Origin of the sequence: Streptomyces tritici (assembly GCF_048500665.1) — a bacterium.
Lineage (GTDB): Bacteria > Actinomycetota > Actinomycetes > Streptomycetales > Streptomycetaceae > Streptomyces > Streptomyces tritici.
Window position 1 is genome coordinate 1,275,226 of the sequence record NZ_CP183183.1, and the last position, 14,775, is coordinate 1,290,000.

Annotated in this window: 12 protein-coding genes and 2 rRNA genes (1 of these 14 only partly in view); 2 read left to right on the plus strand and 12 right to left on the minus strand. The window is 72.1% G+C overall.

From position 1 onward, the window contains the following. Window positions 1–26 precede the first annotated feature (26 nt). From recN to ACNJ93_RS05930, 4 genes are all read right to left on the minus strand, one after another. The gene (gene recN / locus ACNJ93_RS05915; RefSeq protein WP_418961323.1) at window positions 27–1,745 is read right to left on the minus strand and encodes a DNA repair protein RecN; all 1,719 of its coding nucleotides are present in this window, start codon (window positions 1,743–1,745) and stop codon (window positions 27–29) included. Between the two features lie 102 nt (window positions 1,746–1,847). Beyond that, window positions 1,848–2,759 carry an NAD kinase gene (locus ACNJ93_RS05920; RefSeq protein ID WP_418956269.1) on the minus strand — a complete coding sequence of 304 codons (912 nt, stop codon included), beginning with the start codon at window positions 2,757–2,759 and terminating at the stop codon, window positions 1,848–1,850. Next, window positions 2,756–3,571: a TlyA family RNA methyltransferase gene (locus ACNJ93_RS05925; RefSeq protein WP_418956270.1), complete on the minus strand. Its 816-nt coding sequence runs from the start codon at window positions 3,569–3,571 to the stop codon at window positions 2,756–2,758. The genes ACNJ93_RS05920 and ACNJ93_RS05925 overlap by 4 nt, the downstream gene beginning before the upstream one ends. Before the next feature lie 7 nt (window positions 3,572–3,578). Beyond that, window positions 3,579–3,905: a hypothetical protein gene (locus ACNJ93_RS05930; RefSeq protein ID WP_418956271.1), complete on the minus strand. Its 327-nt coding sequence runs from the start codon at window positions 3,903–3,905 to the stop codon at window positions 3,579–3,581. Between the two features lie 42 nt (window positions 3,906–3,947). Here ACNJ93_RS05930 and ACNJ93_RS05935 point away from each other — a divergent pair, with 42 nt between their 5' ends. Beyond that, window positions 3,948–4,295, plus strand: a complete 348-nt coding sequence (locus tag ACNJ93_RS05935; RefSeq protein ID WP_418956272.1) for an SCP2 sterol-binding domain-containing protein — start codon at window positions 3,948–3,950, stop codon at window positions 4,293–4,295. Window positions 4,296–4,435: 140 nt separating this feature from the next. Here the strand turns inward: ACNJ93_RS05935 and ACNJ93_RS05940 are convergent, their stop codons facing one another. The 4 genes from ACNJ93_RS05940 to ACNJ93_RS05955 form a co-directional block, all read right to left on the minus strand. After that, a complete protein-coding gene (locus ACNJ93_RS05940; protein WP_418956273.1) occupies window positions 4,436–5,266 on the minus strand; it encodes an ABC transporter ATP-binding protein in 831 nt (276 codons plus the stop codon). A 29-nt stretch (window positions 5,267–5,295) separates the two neighbouring features. After that, the gene (locus tag ACNJ93_RS05945; RefSeq protein WP_418961324.1) at window positions 5,296–6,381 is read right to left on the minus strand and encodes a FecCD family ABC transporter permease; all 1,086 of its coding nucleotides are present in this window, start codon (window positions 6,379–6,381) and stop codon (window positions 5,296–5,298) included. Between the two features lie 8 nt (window positions 6,382–6,389). Continuing rightward, entirely contained in the window at window positions 6,390–7,442 is a 1,053-nt protein-coding gene (locus ACNJ93_RS05950; protein ID WP_418961325.1) for a FecCD family ABC transporter permease, read from the minus strand. A gap of 537 nt (window positions 7,443–7,979) precedes the next feature. Beyond that, complete coding sequence (locus ACNJ93_RS05955) at window positions 7,980–9,023, minus strand: HAD-IIA family hydrolase (RefSeq protein WP_418956274.1); 1,044 nt, start codon at window positions 9,021–9,023, stop codon at window positions 7,980–7,982. A gap of 97 nt (window positions 9,024–9,120) precedes the next feature. Between ACNJ93_RS05955 and ACNJ93_RS05960 the strand changes: the two genes are divergently transcribed. Next, on the plus strand, window positions 9,121–10,407 hold the full coding sequence (locus ACNJ93_RS05960; protein WP_418956275.1) for a DUF1015 domain-containing protein: 1,287 nt from the start codon (window positions 9,121–9,123) through the stop codon (window positions 10,405–10,407). Window positions 10,408–10,488: 81 nt separating this feature from the next. On the opposite strand, the gene ACNJ93_RS05965 is transcribed toward ACNJ93_RS05960, so the two are convergent. From ACNJ93_RS05965 to ACNJ93_RS05980, 4 genes are all read right to left on the minus strand, one after another. Next, window positions 10,489–11,301, minus strand: a complete 813-nt coding sequence (locus ACNJ93_RS05965) for a tetratricopeptide repeat protein (RefSeq protein WP_418956276.1) — start codon at window positions 11,299–11,301, stop codon at window positions 10,489–10,491. Next, window positions 11,286–12,410, minus strand: a complete 1,125-nt coding sequence (locus ACNJ93_RS05970; protein WP_418956277.1) for a hypothetical protein — start codon at window positions 12,408–12,410, stop codon at window positions 11,286–11,288. The genes ACNJ93_RS05965 and ACNJ93_RS05970 overlap by 16 nt, the downstream gene beginning before the upstream one ends. A gap of 278 nt (window positions 12,411–12,688) precedes the next feature. Then, window positions 12,689–12,805, minus strand: a 5S ribosomal RNA gene (gene rrf / locus ACNJ93_RS05975). 102 nt (window positions 12,806–12,907) lie between these two features. Continuing rightward, window positions 12,908–14,775: ribosomal RNA gene (locus ACNJ93_RS05980) — 23S ribosomal RNA — on the minus strand; it runs 1,247 nt beyond the window's last position.

Sequence of the window (14,775 nt, forward strand, 5' to 3'; positions counted from 1 at the left end):
AGGGGGCGGTGGCAGGGGCGGGCGGGTCAGCCCTCCGCGCGGGCCGTGGCGAGGAGTTCCTCCGCGTGGGCACGGGCGGTCTCCGAGTCCTCCTGGCCGGCCAGCATCCGGGACAGCTCCCGGACGCGGTCCTCGCCCTCCAGGGCGGTCACGCCGGAGCGCGTGACCGAGCCGTCGTTCGTCTTCTCGACGAGCAGCTGCCGGTCGGCGAACGCCGCCACCTGCGGAAGGTGGGTGACGACCACGACCTGCGCGGACTTCGCCAGCTTCGCCAGCCGGCGGCCGATCTCCACGGCCGCCTTGCCGCCCACGCCCGCGTCGACCTCGTCGAAGAGGTACGTCGGCACCGGGTCCGTCCCCGCGAAGACCACCTCGACCGCCAGCATCACGCGGGACAGCTCACCGCCCGACGCGCCCTTGGCGATCGGCCGCGGCGGCGCGCCCGGGTGCGGGGCGAGCAGCAGCTCGACCTCGTCCGCGCCAGCCGGCCCGTACGCGACGGTCCGCCCGCCGACCTCGATGCCGTCCGCCGCCTCGACCTGACGGATGTCGAACGAGACCCGGGCGTGCGGCATCGCCAGCGAGGCGAGCTCCGCGGTGACGGCGTCGGCGAACCGCGCCGCCGCCTCCGTCCGCGCGTCGGTGAGCGCCTGGGCGAGCCCGGACAGCTCGGCGCGCAGCGCGTCGCGCTCCGCGGTCAGCTCGCCGATCCGGTCGTCGTCGCCGTCGAGTTCGGTGAGCCGGGCCTCGCTCTCCTGCGCCCAGGCGAGCACGGCGGCGACGTCCGCGCCGTACTTGCGGGTGAGCTGGGTGAGCGCGGCGCGGCGCTCCTCGACGGCGGCGAGACGGCGCGGGTCGGCGTCGAGGTTGTCGGCGTAGCCGGCGAGCTCGCCGGAGACGTCGGCGAGGAGGATGGAGATCTCGCCGATCCGGTCGGCGAGCGCGGCGAGCGCCGGGTCGTGGGACCGTACGGCCTCCAGCGCGCGCCCGGCCCCGGCGACGAGGGTCGTCGCGTCGACGGCCTCGGGGTCCTCGGGGTTGCCGGCCAGCGCGGTGTGCGCGAGCGCGGCGGCGGACGCCAGGGCCTCGGCGTGACCGAGCCGCTCGGCCTCGGCGGCCAGCTCGGCGTCCTCGCCGGCCCGGGGCTCGACGGCCTCGATCTCGGCGAGCCCGAAGCGCAGCAGGTCCGCCTCCTGGGCCCGCTCGCGGGCGCGGGTGGTCAGCTCCTCCAGCTCGGCGGTGACGGCGCGCAGCCGGCGGTACGCCTCGCCGTACGCGGCCAGCGGGCCGGCGACGGCCTCGCCCGCGTACCGGTCGAGCGCGCCGCGCTGCCGGGCGGGCTTGAGCAGGCCCTGCTGGTCGGTCTGCCCGTGCACGGCGACCAGCTCGTCGGCGAGCTCGGCGAGCAGCCCCACGGGCACGGAACGCCCGCCGAGGTGCGCGCGCGAGCGGCCCTCGGCCGAGACGGTGCGGGTGACGAGGAGCGCCCCGTCGTCCAGCTCGGCCCCGGCCTCCTCGGCCCGGACGGCGGCGGGCGCGCCGGGGGGCAGCGCGATGCGGCCCTCGACCACCGCGGACCCCGCCCCGATCCGCACGAGGGCCGGGTCGGCCCGCCCGCCGAGCAGCAGCCCGAGGCTCGTCACGACCATGGTCTTGCCGGCGCCGGTCTCGCCCGTCACCGCGGTGAACCCGGGCGACAGCTCGACGACGGCGTCGTCGATGACCCCGAGCGACCGTATCCGCATCTCCTCCAACACGTGGAAGACCTTACGAGGTCCGTGCCCTCCGATGCGACGGCCCCCAGGTGACGATCTCCGCAATCACCCGCCGGAGTGGCCTTCGGCCCCTCAGCGGCGGGCGCCGCGCCAGCCGGAGACCGGGAGGGCGAACTTGGCGACCAGGCGGTCCGTGAAGGACGCGTGGTGCAGCCGGGCGAGGCGGACCGGGATCTTGCCGCGCCGCACCTCGACCCGCGCGCCCGCCGGCAGCTCCACCGTGCGCCGGCCGTCGCACCACAGCACCCCGTGCGGCGTGTGCGGCTCGACCTCCACCGTCAGCACCGAGTCCGGCGTCGTGATGAGCGGCTTGGCGAACAGCGCGTGCGCCCCGATCGGCACCATCAGCAGCGCCTCGACCTCGGGCCACATCACCGGCCCCCCGGCGGAGAACGCGTACGCGGTCGAGCCGGTCGGCGTCGCGCAGATCACCCCGTCGCAGCCGAACCCGGTGACCGGACGCCCGTCGATCGCGAGCACGACCTCCAGCATCCGCTCCGGCGACACCTTCTGCACGGCCGCCTCGTTCAGCGCCCAGTCGCTGTGCAGCACGTCGCCGTTGTCGTGCACGACGACGTCGAGGGTCATCCGCTCCTCGACCTCGTACGAGCGGCTCACCACCCGGTCCACGACCTTGTCCAGGTCGTCCCGCTCCGCCTCCGCGAGGAAGCCGACGCGGCCCAGGTTCACGCCGAGCATCGGCACCCCGGACGCCCGGGAGAACTCCGCCCCGCGCAGCAGCGTCCCGTCGCCGCCCAGCACGATCAGCAACTCGCACCCGTCGAGCACGTCGGGCCGGGCCTCCGGCACCGTCTCCACGGACGCCGGCAGCGGCAGGTCCGCCGCCTCCGCCTCCAGGACCCGGACCCGCAGGCCGCTGCGCAGCAGCCCCAGGACGACCAGTTCGGCGCTGCGCACCGCGGCCGGGCGGCCGGTGTGCGCGAGCAGGAAGACGGTACGCGGTGCTGCTGTCGTCGATGTCAACGAGGTCCCTCCGCCACGGCGCGATCCACATCCGTCGGATCCAGCGCGGGCGCCCCCGCCCGCAGCCACAGAAAGTACTCGACATTACCCGAAGGTCCGGGCAGTGGGCTGGCCGTCACCCCGAGCACACCGAGCCCCAACTCCCCTGCCTGCCGGGCCACGTTCTTCACGGCGTCGGCCCGCAGTTCGGCACTGCGCACCACTCCGCCGCTGCCCAGCCGCTCCTTGCCCACCTCGAACTGCGGCTTCACCATCAGCACCAGATCCGCGTCGGGCGCGGTGCAGGCGACGAGAGCGGGAAGGACGAGCCCCAGCGGGATGAACGACAGGTCGCCGACCACCAGGTCCACCGGCGTCCCGTCGATCGCCTCCAGCGTCAACTCGCGCACGTTCGTGCGGTCCTTCACGGTGACGCGCTCGTCGCTCTGCAGCGACCAGGCCAGCTGCCCGTAGCCGACGTCGACCGCGACGACGTGCGCCGCGCCCGCGCGCAGCAGCACGTCCGTGAAGCCGCCCGTGGACGCGCCCGCGTCCAGCGCCCGCCGTCCCTCGACCCGCAGCCCCCGCGGGACGAACGCCGCGAGGGCGCCGGCCAGCTTGTGGCCGCCGCGCGACACGTAGTCCGGGTCGTCCTCGTCCTGGGCGACCACGATCGCCGCGGCGGTCTCGACCTGCGTGGCGGACTTGGTGGCGACGGTCTTGCCGACGGTCACCCGTCCCGCGGCGATCAGCTGGGCGGCGTGCTCGCGCGAGCGGGCGAGCTTCCGGCGTACCAGCTCCGCGTCCAGTCGACGGCGTGCCACTCCTGCCACGTTCGGTTCAGCTCCTGTGGTCGTGCGTTGGTGTCGGTCCGGGGCGCGCGGCGGTGTCGAGCGAGGTCAGCTCGTCCCGCAGGCCCCGGTGTACATCCTCGTACACCTCCAGGTGCCCGTCGGCCGGGAGGTGGTCGGCGTCGGCCAGCCGCTGCAGGAGCGCGTCGACGGCGGCGTGGCCGGTGGGGGTGCGCTCGACGCCGAGCGGAGCGGGCCCGGCGGGCTCGTGGGCGGGCTGCCCGGGGGTCTCCTCGGCGGGCTGCCCGTGGGTCTCCTCGGCGGCGGCCTGCGGCTCGGGCGGGCGGCCCGGCTCCGTCGCGGCATCGTCGTTCATGCCCCGACGCTACCGCGAAGCCCTGAGGTACGGTCGGTCGCGATGGCCACGATCGAGGAGTGCCGCAGCGCACTCGACAGACTCAGCGACAACCTCGCCCGCGCGAACGGCGAGGTCCGCGGCGCGACGGCGCTCGACCGCACCCTCAGCTGCCACCTGACCGACCTGGGCACCAGCTTCACCGGCCGCCTCGCGGACGGCCGGATCGAGGACGTGGTCACGGTCCCCGGGCCGCCGCCGGGCAAGGCGCAGATCCGGCTGGCGATGACCGGCGACGACCTGGTCGCGATGGTCGACGGCAGACTGAATTTCGCCAAGGCGTGGGCCTCCGGCCGCGTCCGGCTGGAGGCCGGCTTCCGCGACCTGCTGCGGCTGCGGTCGCTTCTGTAGCGCCGCGGGTCACTTCCGCGGGCCCACGGCCGCCTCTGCGGGCCCGCTGTCACGTCTGCGGGCCCGCGGTCACGTCTGCGGGCCTGCGACCACGTCTGCGGGCCTGCGATCACGTCTGCGGGCCCGTGGGCACCTCGCCGTCACTTCCGCAGCGCCGGCTCCGCCGCCCGGGCGCGGGCCTTGCGTCCGGCCGGCACCACCAGCGGCGTACCGGTCTCCGGGTCGTCGATGACCTGGCAGCGCAGCCCGAAGACCCGCTCGACCAGCTCCGCGGTGACCACCTCGGAGGGCGGGCCCTCGGCGACGACCTCGCCGCCGCGGACGGCGATGAGGTGGGTGGCGTACCGCGCCGCGTGGTTCAGGTCGTGCAGGACGGCGACGAGGGTGCGCCCCTGGTTCTCGTGCAGCTCGGCGCACAGGTCGAGGACGTCGATCTGGTGCTGGATGTCCAGGTACGTCGTCGGCTCGTCGAGCAGCAGCAGCGGGGTCTGCTGGGCGAGCGCCATCGCGATCCACACGCGCTGGCGCTGGCCGCCGGACAGTTCGTCGACGAACCGGTCCGCCAGCTCCGCGACGCCGGTCGCCTCCATCGACTCCTGGACGATCCGCTCGTCCTCCGGGGACCACTGCCGCAGCAGCCCCTGGTGCGGGTAGCGGCCGCGGGCGACGAGGTCGGCGACGGTGATCCCGTCCGGCGCGATCGAGGACTGCGGCAGCAGGCCGAGCGTCCGCGCGACCTGCTTCGCGGGCAGGGAGTGGATGGACTGCCCGTCGAGCAGCACCCGCCCCTCGGCCGGCTTCAGCATCCGGGACAGGGCGCGCAGCAGCGTCGACTTGCCGCAGGCGTTGGGGCCGACGATGACCGTGAAGGAGTGGTCGGGGATCTCCACGGACAGGTCGCGGGCGATGACCCGCTGCTCGTAGGCGAGGGTGACCGCTTCGGCTCCGAGCCGCTGCCGCTGACCTTCCATGCCGGTGCTCCTGGGGTTCTTGTCGTGGGTCATATCCGTCCGGCCTTCCGCTCGGTGACGAGCAGCCACAGCAGGTAGCAGCCGCCGAGGACGCCGGTGACGACGCCGACGGGCAGCTGGCGGTCGCCGAAGGCCTGGGTGGCCGCCCAGTCGGCGACCAGCAGCAGCGCCGAGCCCATGAGGGCGGAGGCCGCGAGGTTGGGCCCCGGCGAGCGGGTGAGCCGGCGGGCGAGCTGGGGCGCGCTGAGCGAGACGAAGACGATGGGCCCGGCCGCGGCGGTGGCCACGGAGACCAGCAGCACGGCGGAGGTCATGAGCACGATCCGGGTCCGCTCGACCTTGACGCCGAGCGCGTACGCGGCGTCGTCGCCCATCTCCAGCATCCGCAGCGCGCGGCCGTGGCCGAGGACCACCGGCAGCAGGACGCAGCAGACCGCGAACAGCGGCCAGAACTGGGTCCAGTCGCGGCCGTCCAGCGAGCCGGTCATCCACACGGTGGCGCGGGTGGCGTCGACCAGGTTGGCCTTGGTGATCAGGTAGTGGATGACGGCGGTCAGCATGGCCGCCGAGCCGATGCCGACGAGGACGAGCCGGTAGCCGTGCACGCCCCGCTTCCAGGCGAGCAGGTAGATCGCCGCGCCGGTGACCAGGCCGCCGACGATCGCGCCGGCCGCGGCGGCGGTCGCGTCGCCGTGGAAGAGCACGATGACGAGCAGGGCGCCGACGGTGGCGCCCTGGCCGAAGCCGATGACGTCGGGGCTGCCGAGCGGGTTGCGGGAGACCGACTGGAAGACCGCGCCGCCGATGCCGAGCGCGGCGCCGACGAAGACGGCGACGAGGACGCGCGGCAGCCGCAGGTCCATGACGGCGAACTCCTGCACGGGCGTGCCGTCGCCGAGCAGGGTGGCGACGACGTCGCCGGGGGCGATGGGGAAGTCGCCGCTGCCGATGAGCACGACGGCGACGGCCAGGGCGACCACGAGCAGCCCGAGGACGGCGACGAGAGCCCGCGGCTCGTACCGCACGGACAGCCCGCCGGGCGTCCGCAGGACGCGGGACTTCCCGGCCGGAGCCGGCTTCACGACTGCCCGCGGGGGCGAGGCCGGTGTCGACATGGGGCTGCTCACAGCTTGGCCATCCTCTTGCGGCGGACGAGGTGGATGAAGACGGGCCCGCCGACCAGCGCCGTGACGATGCCGACCTGCAGCTCGGCGGGGCGGGCCACGACCCGTCCGATCACGTCGGAGCCGAGCAGCAGCACGGGCGCGAGGACGGCGGCGTACGGCAGGATCCACCGCATGTCCGGGCCGGTGATCGCCCGGACCATGTACGGCACCATCAGCCCGAGGAACACGATCGGGCCGCAGGCGGCGGTCGCCGCGCCGCACATGAGGGTGACGGCGAGCATCGCGAGGACGCGGGTGCGGTTCAGGTTCGCGCCGAGCGCGCGGGCCGTGTCGTCGCCCATCTCCATCGCGTTCAGCGGCCGCGCGATCAGCAGCGCGAGCACGACGCCGACGAGGATGAACGGCGCGACGCGGCGGACGGTCGCCAGGTCGGCGGAGGCGAGCGAGCCGACGGTCCAGAAGCGGAGCTGGTCCAGCGCGGCCGAGTTGAGCAGCTGGACGGCGTTGACGTAGCCGTACAGGGCGACGGTCGCGGCCGTGCCGGCCAGCGCCAGCCGGACGGGCGTGGCGCTGCGGCTGCCGCCGAGCACGTACACGACGACGGAGACGACGGCGGCGCCGACGAAGGCGTACCAGACGAAGTCGGAGACGTCCGAGGCCCCGAGGAACGCGATCGCGGACACGACGGCCGCGGCGGCGCCGGCGTTCACGCCGAGCAGTCCGGGCTCGGCGAGCGGGTTGCGGGTGAGCCCCTGCATGACGGCGCCGGACAGGCCGAGCGCGACGCCGACGAGCAGTCCGAGGAGGGTGCGGGGCACGCGCACGTCGTGGACGACGACGTCGTTGCCGACGCCTTCGTTCTGGAACAGCCCGTGCCAGACATCGCCGAGCGGCACCGGTTTGGCGCCGACCATGATGCTCAGGACACAGACCAGCAGCAGGACCCCGACGGCCACGACCAGCCCGATCGCGCGCCGCACATGACGACGCGTCGGACTCTGGACAGCGGCAGCCGGCTCCGCGCTCGCACGGGAGGGACTGTCGACCAACACGAGGTTAGGTTAGCCTACCCTCCCAAAACCCCGACCGCCGAAGGTCCCCGGCCGCTCTGCCCCACCCGAGGCCGCGCATCACGCCCCGACCGGTTGGCCAACCGAGCGGACTTCCCCACCCCGACCGCGCGCCGCCCACGGCCTTGGCCAACCCTGCCGGACTTCACCGCCCTGACCGCGCTCGGCCAACCCAGCGGGGCTTCACCGCCCGGAGCGCGCGCCCCCCCGGCCAGGCGTGGCCAACCCAGCCGGGCCTCACCGCCCCATCTACGCGGCACCACCCAGCCAGGCTTGACCAACCCAGCGGGCTTCACCACCCCGACCCCGCGCACCCCAGCCAGGCTTGACCGACCCGACCGCGCTGCACCACCCAGCCAGGCTCGACCAACCCGGCCAGGGCTTCACCACCCCGACCGCTCTTCGACGACCCAGCGGGGCTTCAGCGCCTGGAGCGCGCGGCGCCACCCAGCCCGGCTTGGCCGATCCGGCCAGGCTCGGCCAACTCGGCCGGGGCTCACCGCCTCGCCCCGCGCCTCACCACCCCAGTCGGGCCAGCGCCTTCTCCGCCGGCAGGGCGCACGACCCCGCGCCCGCCGCCGTCCACGCCGCCCCGCACAGCGCCCGCAGGCCGTCCAGCGGCTCGCCGTCGCCCGTCAGTTCCAGCGCGCCGTCGCCCGCCGACGCCGTCCAGCCGCCGCAGACGAAACCGTCCCCCGCCGCCTCGACCTCCGGCTGACCCCGCAGCAGCCCCCGCAGGTCCGCGTCCACGTACGTCGGCCGGTGCTCGGGCACCGCGGCCAGCAGCTGCGCCGCGTCCGTCACCCCGGTCAGCACCAGCAACGAGTCCACCCCGCCGTTGAACGCGCCCTCGATGTCCGTGTCCAGCCGGTCCCCCACCACCAGCGGCCGCCGCGCCCCCGTCCGCAGCACCGTCTCCCGGTGCATGGGAGGCAGCGGCTTGCCCGCCACCCGCGGCTCGGCGCCCGTCGCGATGCGCACGACCTCCACCGCCGCCCCGTTCCCCGGCCCGATCCCCCGCGCCCCCGGAATCGTCAGGTCCGTGTTGGACGCGAACCACGGCACCCCGCGCTGGATCGCGTAACAGGCCTCCGCGAACCGTCCCCACGGCAGCTCCGGACCGCCGTACCCCTGGACCACGGCCGCCAGGCCCTCCGTGTCCGCCGAGTCCACCGGCACCAGGCCCCGCTCCCGCAGCGCCACCCGCAGCCCCTCGCCGCCGATCACCAACACCGGTGCCCCCGCGGGCACTTCGGCAGCGATCAGCCGGGCCACCGCCTGCGCCGAGGTGATCACGTCGGACGCCTCCGCCGGCACGCCGAGCTCCGTCAGATGCCGCGCCACCGCCTCCGGCGTCCGCAGCGCGTTGTTCGTGACGTACGCCAGGTGCATGCCCTCCGCGCGCGCCGCGTCCAGCGCCGGCACCGCGTACGGGATCGCCTCCCCGCCGGCGTACACCACGCCGTCCAGGTCGAGCAGCGCCGTGTCGTACGCCCTGCTCAACGCCTCCGCGCTGCCGCCCGGCCGCTGCCTGCCGCCGTGCCCGCCCTGCTGTCCCATGTGTCGTGCGCTCCTGATCACGTCGGTGCCCCCGCTCCCCCGATCATCGCTCATGCCCGCGGTCCCCAGACGATGCACGTCCACATACGATGTCGAGATGAACACAACAGGTCCCGCGGCCGATGACGTCCGCGCCCGCGGTCTGCGCCTGGTCCCGTTCCGGGGCCTCCGCTACGTCCCCGAACGGGTCGGCAGCCTCGCCGCCGTGACCTCGCCCCCGTACGACGTCGTCGTACGTCCCGACGGGCTGCTCCACCTCGAATCGGCCGACCCCCACAACATCGTCCGGCTGATCCTCCCGCAGGCGATCACCGCCGGCACCCGTCACCGCAAGGCCGCCGTCACCCTCGACCGCTGGCTCGCCGACGGGGTCCTCGCGCCGGACCCGGAACCCGCCCTGTACGTGTACGAGCAGCGCAGCGGCGACCTCCTCCAGCGCGGCATCATCGGCGCGCTGGAGCTGTCCGCCCCGGACCGCGGCATCGTGCTGCCCCACGAAGACGTCATGCCCCACGTCGTCGAGGACCGCGCCGCCCTGATGCGCACCACCGCCGCCAACCTCGAACCGCTGCTGCTGACGTACGTCGGCGAGGGCGACGGGGCCACGCGCGTCATCGAACAGGCCGCCCTGCGCGAGCCGTTGCTCGCCACGACCACCGAGGACGGCGTCCACCACCGCCTCTGGGCGGTCACCGACCCGGCCGAACTCGCCTCCGTCGACGCCGAACTGGGCCGGCACCAGGCCCTGATCGCCGACGGCCACCACCGCTGGGCGACCTATCTCCGGCTGCAGGAGGAGCACGGCTCCCCCGGCCCGTGGAACTACGGCCTGGTCCTCCTCGTCGACACCGCCCGCCACCCGCTGCGGGTCCGCGCCATCCACCGCCTGCTCAGCCGTCTCCCCGTGACCGAGGCACTCGCGGCCCTGGAGGGCCGCTTCCGCGTCCGCCGGGTCGACGGGCCGCTGCCGGCCGCCATGGAGGCGCTGGCCGGCGCGGTCGCCGACGGCAACGCCTTCCTGCTGGCGGGCGACGGCGGCTTCCACCTGGTCGACCGGCCGGACCCGGAGCTGCTCGCGGCGACGATCCGCACGGACCGTCCGGAGGCGTGGCGGACCCTGGACGCGACGGTCCTGCACGCCACGATGCTGGACCACCTCTGGCACATCCCGGACGCGCCCGAGCACATCGCGTACATCCACGACACGGAGGCCGCCGTCGAGCAGGCCGAGCGCCGCGGCGGCACGGCTGTGCTGATGCACCCGGTCCGCGAGGAGGTCGTCCGCGACCTGGCCCGCCAGGGCGTCACGATGCCCCGCAAGTCGACCTCCTTCGGCCCGAAGCCGGCGACGGGCCTGGTGCTGCGGAGCCTCGCCCTGGACTGAGCCGGGCCCGGACATGCGAAAGGGCGGCACCCTGGTGGGGTGCCGCCCTCTGGCGTATGCCGTCCCGTGGACGGCCGGGCGTCAGCTCTTGTCGTCCGCCGCCGGCGCCGGGGTCACCTCGTCGGCGACCTCCGCGTCGTCCGCGGCGGCGGTGTCGACGACGGCCTCGTCGCTCTCGTCGACGGCCTCGACTTCGGCGGCGGGCTCGGACTCGGCGGCCGGGGCGGTCGCCTCGTCCTGCGCGGCCGGCTCGTCGTCGATCTCCTCGACCTCGACGAACTCGATGCCGTCCAGCTCGGCGAGGCGGTCGGAGGCGTCGGTCGTCCCGGACTTGTCGGCCTCGAGCGCCTTGGCGAACCACTCGCGGGCCTCTTCGGTGCGCTCGGCCGCGAGCAGCGCGTCGGCGTACGCGTAGCGGAGCCGCGCGGTCCACGGGTGCACCGCGTGGGACGCGAGCTCGGGGCTCTGCAGGGTGACGATGGCGGCGTCGAGCTGCCCCATGTCCCGGCGGGCACCGGCGGCGACCAGGCGCATCTCGACCTGCCCGGCCTTGTCCAGCTTCTGCACCTCGGGCTCGCCGGCCATGGCCAGCGCCCGCTCGGGCCGGCCCATGCCGCGCTCGCAGTCGGCCATGACGGGCCACAGCTCCACGCTGCCGGTCATCCGCCGGGCGGCCCGGAACTCGGCCAGCGCCTCGGAGTACTTCTGCGTGGCGTACGCGGCGAAGCCGGCGGCCTCGCGCACGGCGGCGACGCGGGAGGCGAGCCGGAGCGCGATACGGGAGTACGCGTAGGCCTGCTCGGGGTCCTCGTCGATCAGCTGGGCGACCATGACGAGGTTGCGCGCGACGTCCTCGGCGAGCGTCTTGGGAAGGCTCATCAGCTCCTGACGCACGTCCGGGTCGATCTCGTCACCGGTGACCTCCGGCGGGATCGGCAGCCGCTTGATCGGCTGCCGGTCGCCACGGTCCCGGTCGCGGTCACGGTCGTCGCGGCGCCCGAAGCCCCCGCGGTCGTCACGGCCGCGGTAGCCCCCGCGGTCGTCCCGCCGGTCGTCCCGGCCCCGGAACCCACCCCGCCGGTCGTCGTCCCGACGCGGCCCACGCGGACGGTCGTCGCGCCGGTCGTCCCGGCGGTCGTCGCGGCGGTCGTCCCGACGGTAGGACGGCCGGTCGTCACGGCGCTCGTCACGACGGTCGTCGCGGCGGTCGTCGCGGCGGAAGGAGGGCCGGTCGTCGCGGCGCTCGTCACGACGGTTGTCGTCGCGACGGTCATCACGGCGGAAAGCCGGCCGGTCGTCGCGCCGGTCATCGCGACGGAACCCACCGCCACGGTTGTCGTCACGCCGGTCGTCCCGACGGAAGCCGCCACCACGGTTGTCATCGCGGCGCTCGTCACGACGGTTGTCGTCACGACGGTTGTCGTCACGACGGAACCCGCCACGGTCGCCACCGCGGTCTCGGTCCCGGTCGTCACGCCGGAACGAGGGCCGGTCGTCGCGCCGGAAGGACGGCCGGTCGTCCCGCCGGTCGTCACGGCGGAAGGAGGGACGCTCGTCGCGGCGCTCGTCACGACGGTTGTCGTCACGACGGTCATCACGGCGGAAAGCCGGCCGGTCGTCACGACGGTCATCGCGCCGGAACCCACCGCCACGGTTGTCATCACGACGCTCTTCGCGGCGGTCGTCACGACGGAACCCACCACGGTCGCCACCACGGTCCCGGTCCCGGTCGTCACGCCGGAACGAAGGCCGGTCGTCGCGCTGGAAGGACGGCCGGTCGTCGCGCCGGTCATCGCGACGGAACCCACCGCCGCGGTTGTCGTCACGGCGGAAGCCGCCACCGCGGTTGTCGTCACCGCGGAAGCCGCCACCGCGGTTGTCATCACGGCGGAAGCCACCGCCACGGTTGTCATCACGGCGGAAGCCACCACCGCGGTTGTCATCACGCCGGTTGTCGTCACGGCGGAACCCACCGCCACGGTTGTCATCACGGCGGTCGTCACGCCGGTTGTCGTCACGGCGGAAGCCGCCACCGCGGTTGTCGCGGTTGTCATCACGACGCGGGCCGCGGAAGCCGCCCCGCTCGCCACCGTCCCTACGACGCGGCTCGCGTTCCGGACGGTCGTCGGGAGAGTTGGTGGGCATCGAGTGACTCCTGTCTGCTGGTACTGCTGTCATTCTCGCGCAGCCGGCACGCGACCGCGCTTCGTCAAAGAAGGCCTGGAAAAACAAAAAGACCCCTGGCCCAGCTGAACGCTGGGACCAGGGGTCCAGAAAGATTGTTCGGCGGTGTCCTACTCTCCCACAGGGTCCCCCCTGCAGTACCATCGGCGCTGAAAGGCTTAGCTTCCGGGTTCGGAATGTAACCGGGCGTTTCCCTAACGCTATGACCACCGAAACCCTATCGGTTTCGAGCGAACAAGCACACTTTGTAGTTGTGTTCTGCTCAAACCAGCAACTGTTCGTTGCTTCAGAACTAACACAGTGGACGCGAGCAACTGAGGACAAGCCCTCGGCCTATTAGTACCGGTCAGCTCCACCCATTACTGGGCTTCCACATCCGGCCTATCAACCCAGTCGTCTACTGGGAGCCTTACCCTCTCAAGGAGGTGGGAATACTCATCTCGAAGCAGGCTTCCCGCTTAGATGCTTTCAGCGGTTATCCCTCCCGAACGTAGCCAACCAGCCATGCCCTTGGCAGGACAACTGGCACACCAGAGGTTCGTCCGTCCCGGTCCTCTCGTACTAGGGACAGCCCTTCTCAATATTCCTACGCGCACAGCGGATAGGGACCGAACTGTCTCACGACGTTCTAAACCCAGCTCGCGTACCGCTTTAATGGGCGAACAGCCCAACCCTTGGGACCGACTCCAGCCCCAGGATGCGACGAGCCGACATCGAGGTGCCAAACCATCCCGTCGATATGGACTCTTGGGGAAGATCAGCCTGTTATCCCCGGGGTACCTTTTATCCGTTGAGCGACGGCGCTTCCACAAGCCACCGCCGGATCACTAGTCCCGACTTTCGTCCCTGCTCGACCCGTCGGTCTCACAGTCAAGCTCCCTTGTGCACTTACACTCAACACCTGATTGCCAACCAGGCTGAGGGAACCTTTGGGCGCCTCCGTTACCCTTTGGGAGGCAACCGCCCCAGTTAAACTACCCATCAGACACTGTCCCTGATCCGGATCACGGACCCAGGTTAGACATCCAGCACGACCAGAGTGGTATTTCAACGGCGACTCCACAACCACTGGCGTGGCTGCTTCAAAGTCTCCCACCTATCCTACACAAGCCGAACCGAACACCAATATCAAACTGTAGTAAAGGTCCCGGGGTCTTTCCGTCCTGCTGCGCGAAACGAGCATCTTTACTCGTAGTGCAATTTCACCGGGCCTATGGTTGAGACAGTCGAGAAGTCGTTACGCCATTCGTGCAGGTCGGAACTTACCCGACAAGGAATTTCGCTACCTTAGGATGGTTATAGTTACCACCGCCGTTTACTGGCGCTTAAGTTCTCAGCTTCGCCGACCCGAAAGTCAGCTAACCGGTCCCCTTAACGTTCCAGCACCGGGCAGGCGTCAGTCCGTATACATCGCCTTACGGCTTCGCACGGACCTGTGTTTTTAGTAAACAGTCGCTTCTCGCTGGTCTCTGCGGCCACCCCCAGCTCACGGAGTAAATCCGATCACCAGGTGTGGCCCCCCTTCTCCCGAAGTTACGGGGGCATTTTGCCGAGTTCCTTAACCATAGTTCACCCGAACGCCTCGGTATTCTCTACCTGACCACCTGAGTCGGTTTAGGGTACGGGCCGCCATGAAACTCGCTAGAGGCTTTTCTCGACAGCATAGGATCATCCACTTCACCACAATCGGCTCGGCATCAGGTCTCAGCCTTGATGTGAGGCGGATTTGCCTACCTCACGGCCTACACCCTTACCCCGGGACAACCACCGCCCGGGCTGGACTACCTTCCTGCGTCACCCCATCGCTTACCTACTACCACCTTGGGTCAGCGGCTCCACCACTCCCCTTTGCCCGAAGGCTCCGGGGCGGCTTCACGGCCTTAGCATTAATGGGCTCGGTATTGGGCGTTTCAAAGCGGGTACCGGAATATCAACCGGTTGTCCATCGACTACGCCTGTCGGCCTCGCCTTAGGTCCCGACTTACCCTGGGCAGATCAGCTTGACCCAGGAACCCTTAGTCAATCGGCGCACACGTTTCTCACGTGTGTATCGCTACTCATGCCTGCATTCTCACTCGTGAACCGTCCACAACTCGCTTCCGCGGCTGCTTCACCCGGCACACGACGCTCCCCTACCCATCACAGCGGGCGTTGGCCCTGTTGCTGCAATGACACGACTTCGGC

Excerpts from the sequence above, each read along its gene's own strand:
- ACNJ93_RS05960 (WP_418956275.1), top strand. The coding sequence starts at position 9,121 with ATGAACACAACAGGTCCCGCGGCCGATGACGTCCGCGCCCGCGGTCTG.
- recN (WP_418961323.1), bottom strand. The coding sequence starts at position 1,745 with ATGCGGATACGGTCGCTCGGGGTCATCGACGACGCCGTCGTCGAGCTG.
- ACNJ93_RS05930 (WP_418956271.1), bottom strand. The coding sequence starts at position 3,905 with ATGAACGACGATGCCGCGACGGAGCCGGGCCGCCCGCCCGAGCCGCAG.
- ACNJ93_RS05935 (WP_418956272.1), top strand. The coding sequence starts at position 3,948 with ATGGCCACGATCGAGGAGTGCCGCAGCGCACTCGACAGACTCAGCGAC.
- ACNJ93_RS05945 (WP_418961324.1), bottom strand. The coding sequence starts at position 6,381 with ATGTCGACACCGGCCTCGCCCCCGCGGGCAGTCGTGAAGCCGGCTCCG.
- ACNJ93_RS05940 (WP_418956273.1), bottom strand. The coding sequence starts at position 5,266 with ATGGAAGGTCAGCGGCAGCGGCTCGGAGCCGAAGCGGTCACCCTCGCC.
- ACNJ93_RS05955 (WP_418956274.1), bottom strand. The coding sequence starts at position 9,023 with ATGGGACAGCAGGGCGGGCACGGCGGCAGGCAGCGGCCGGGCGGCAGC.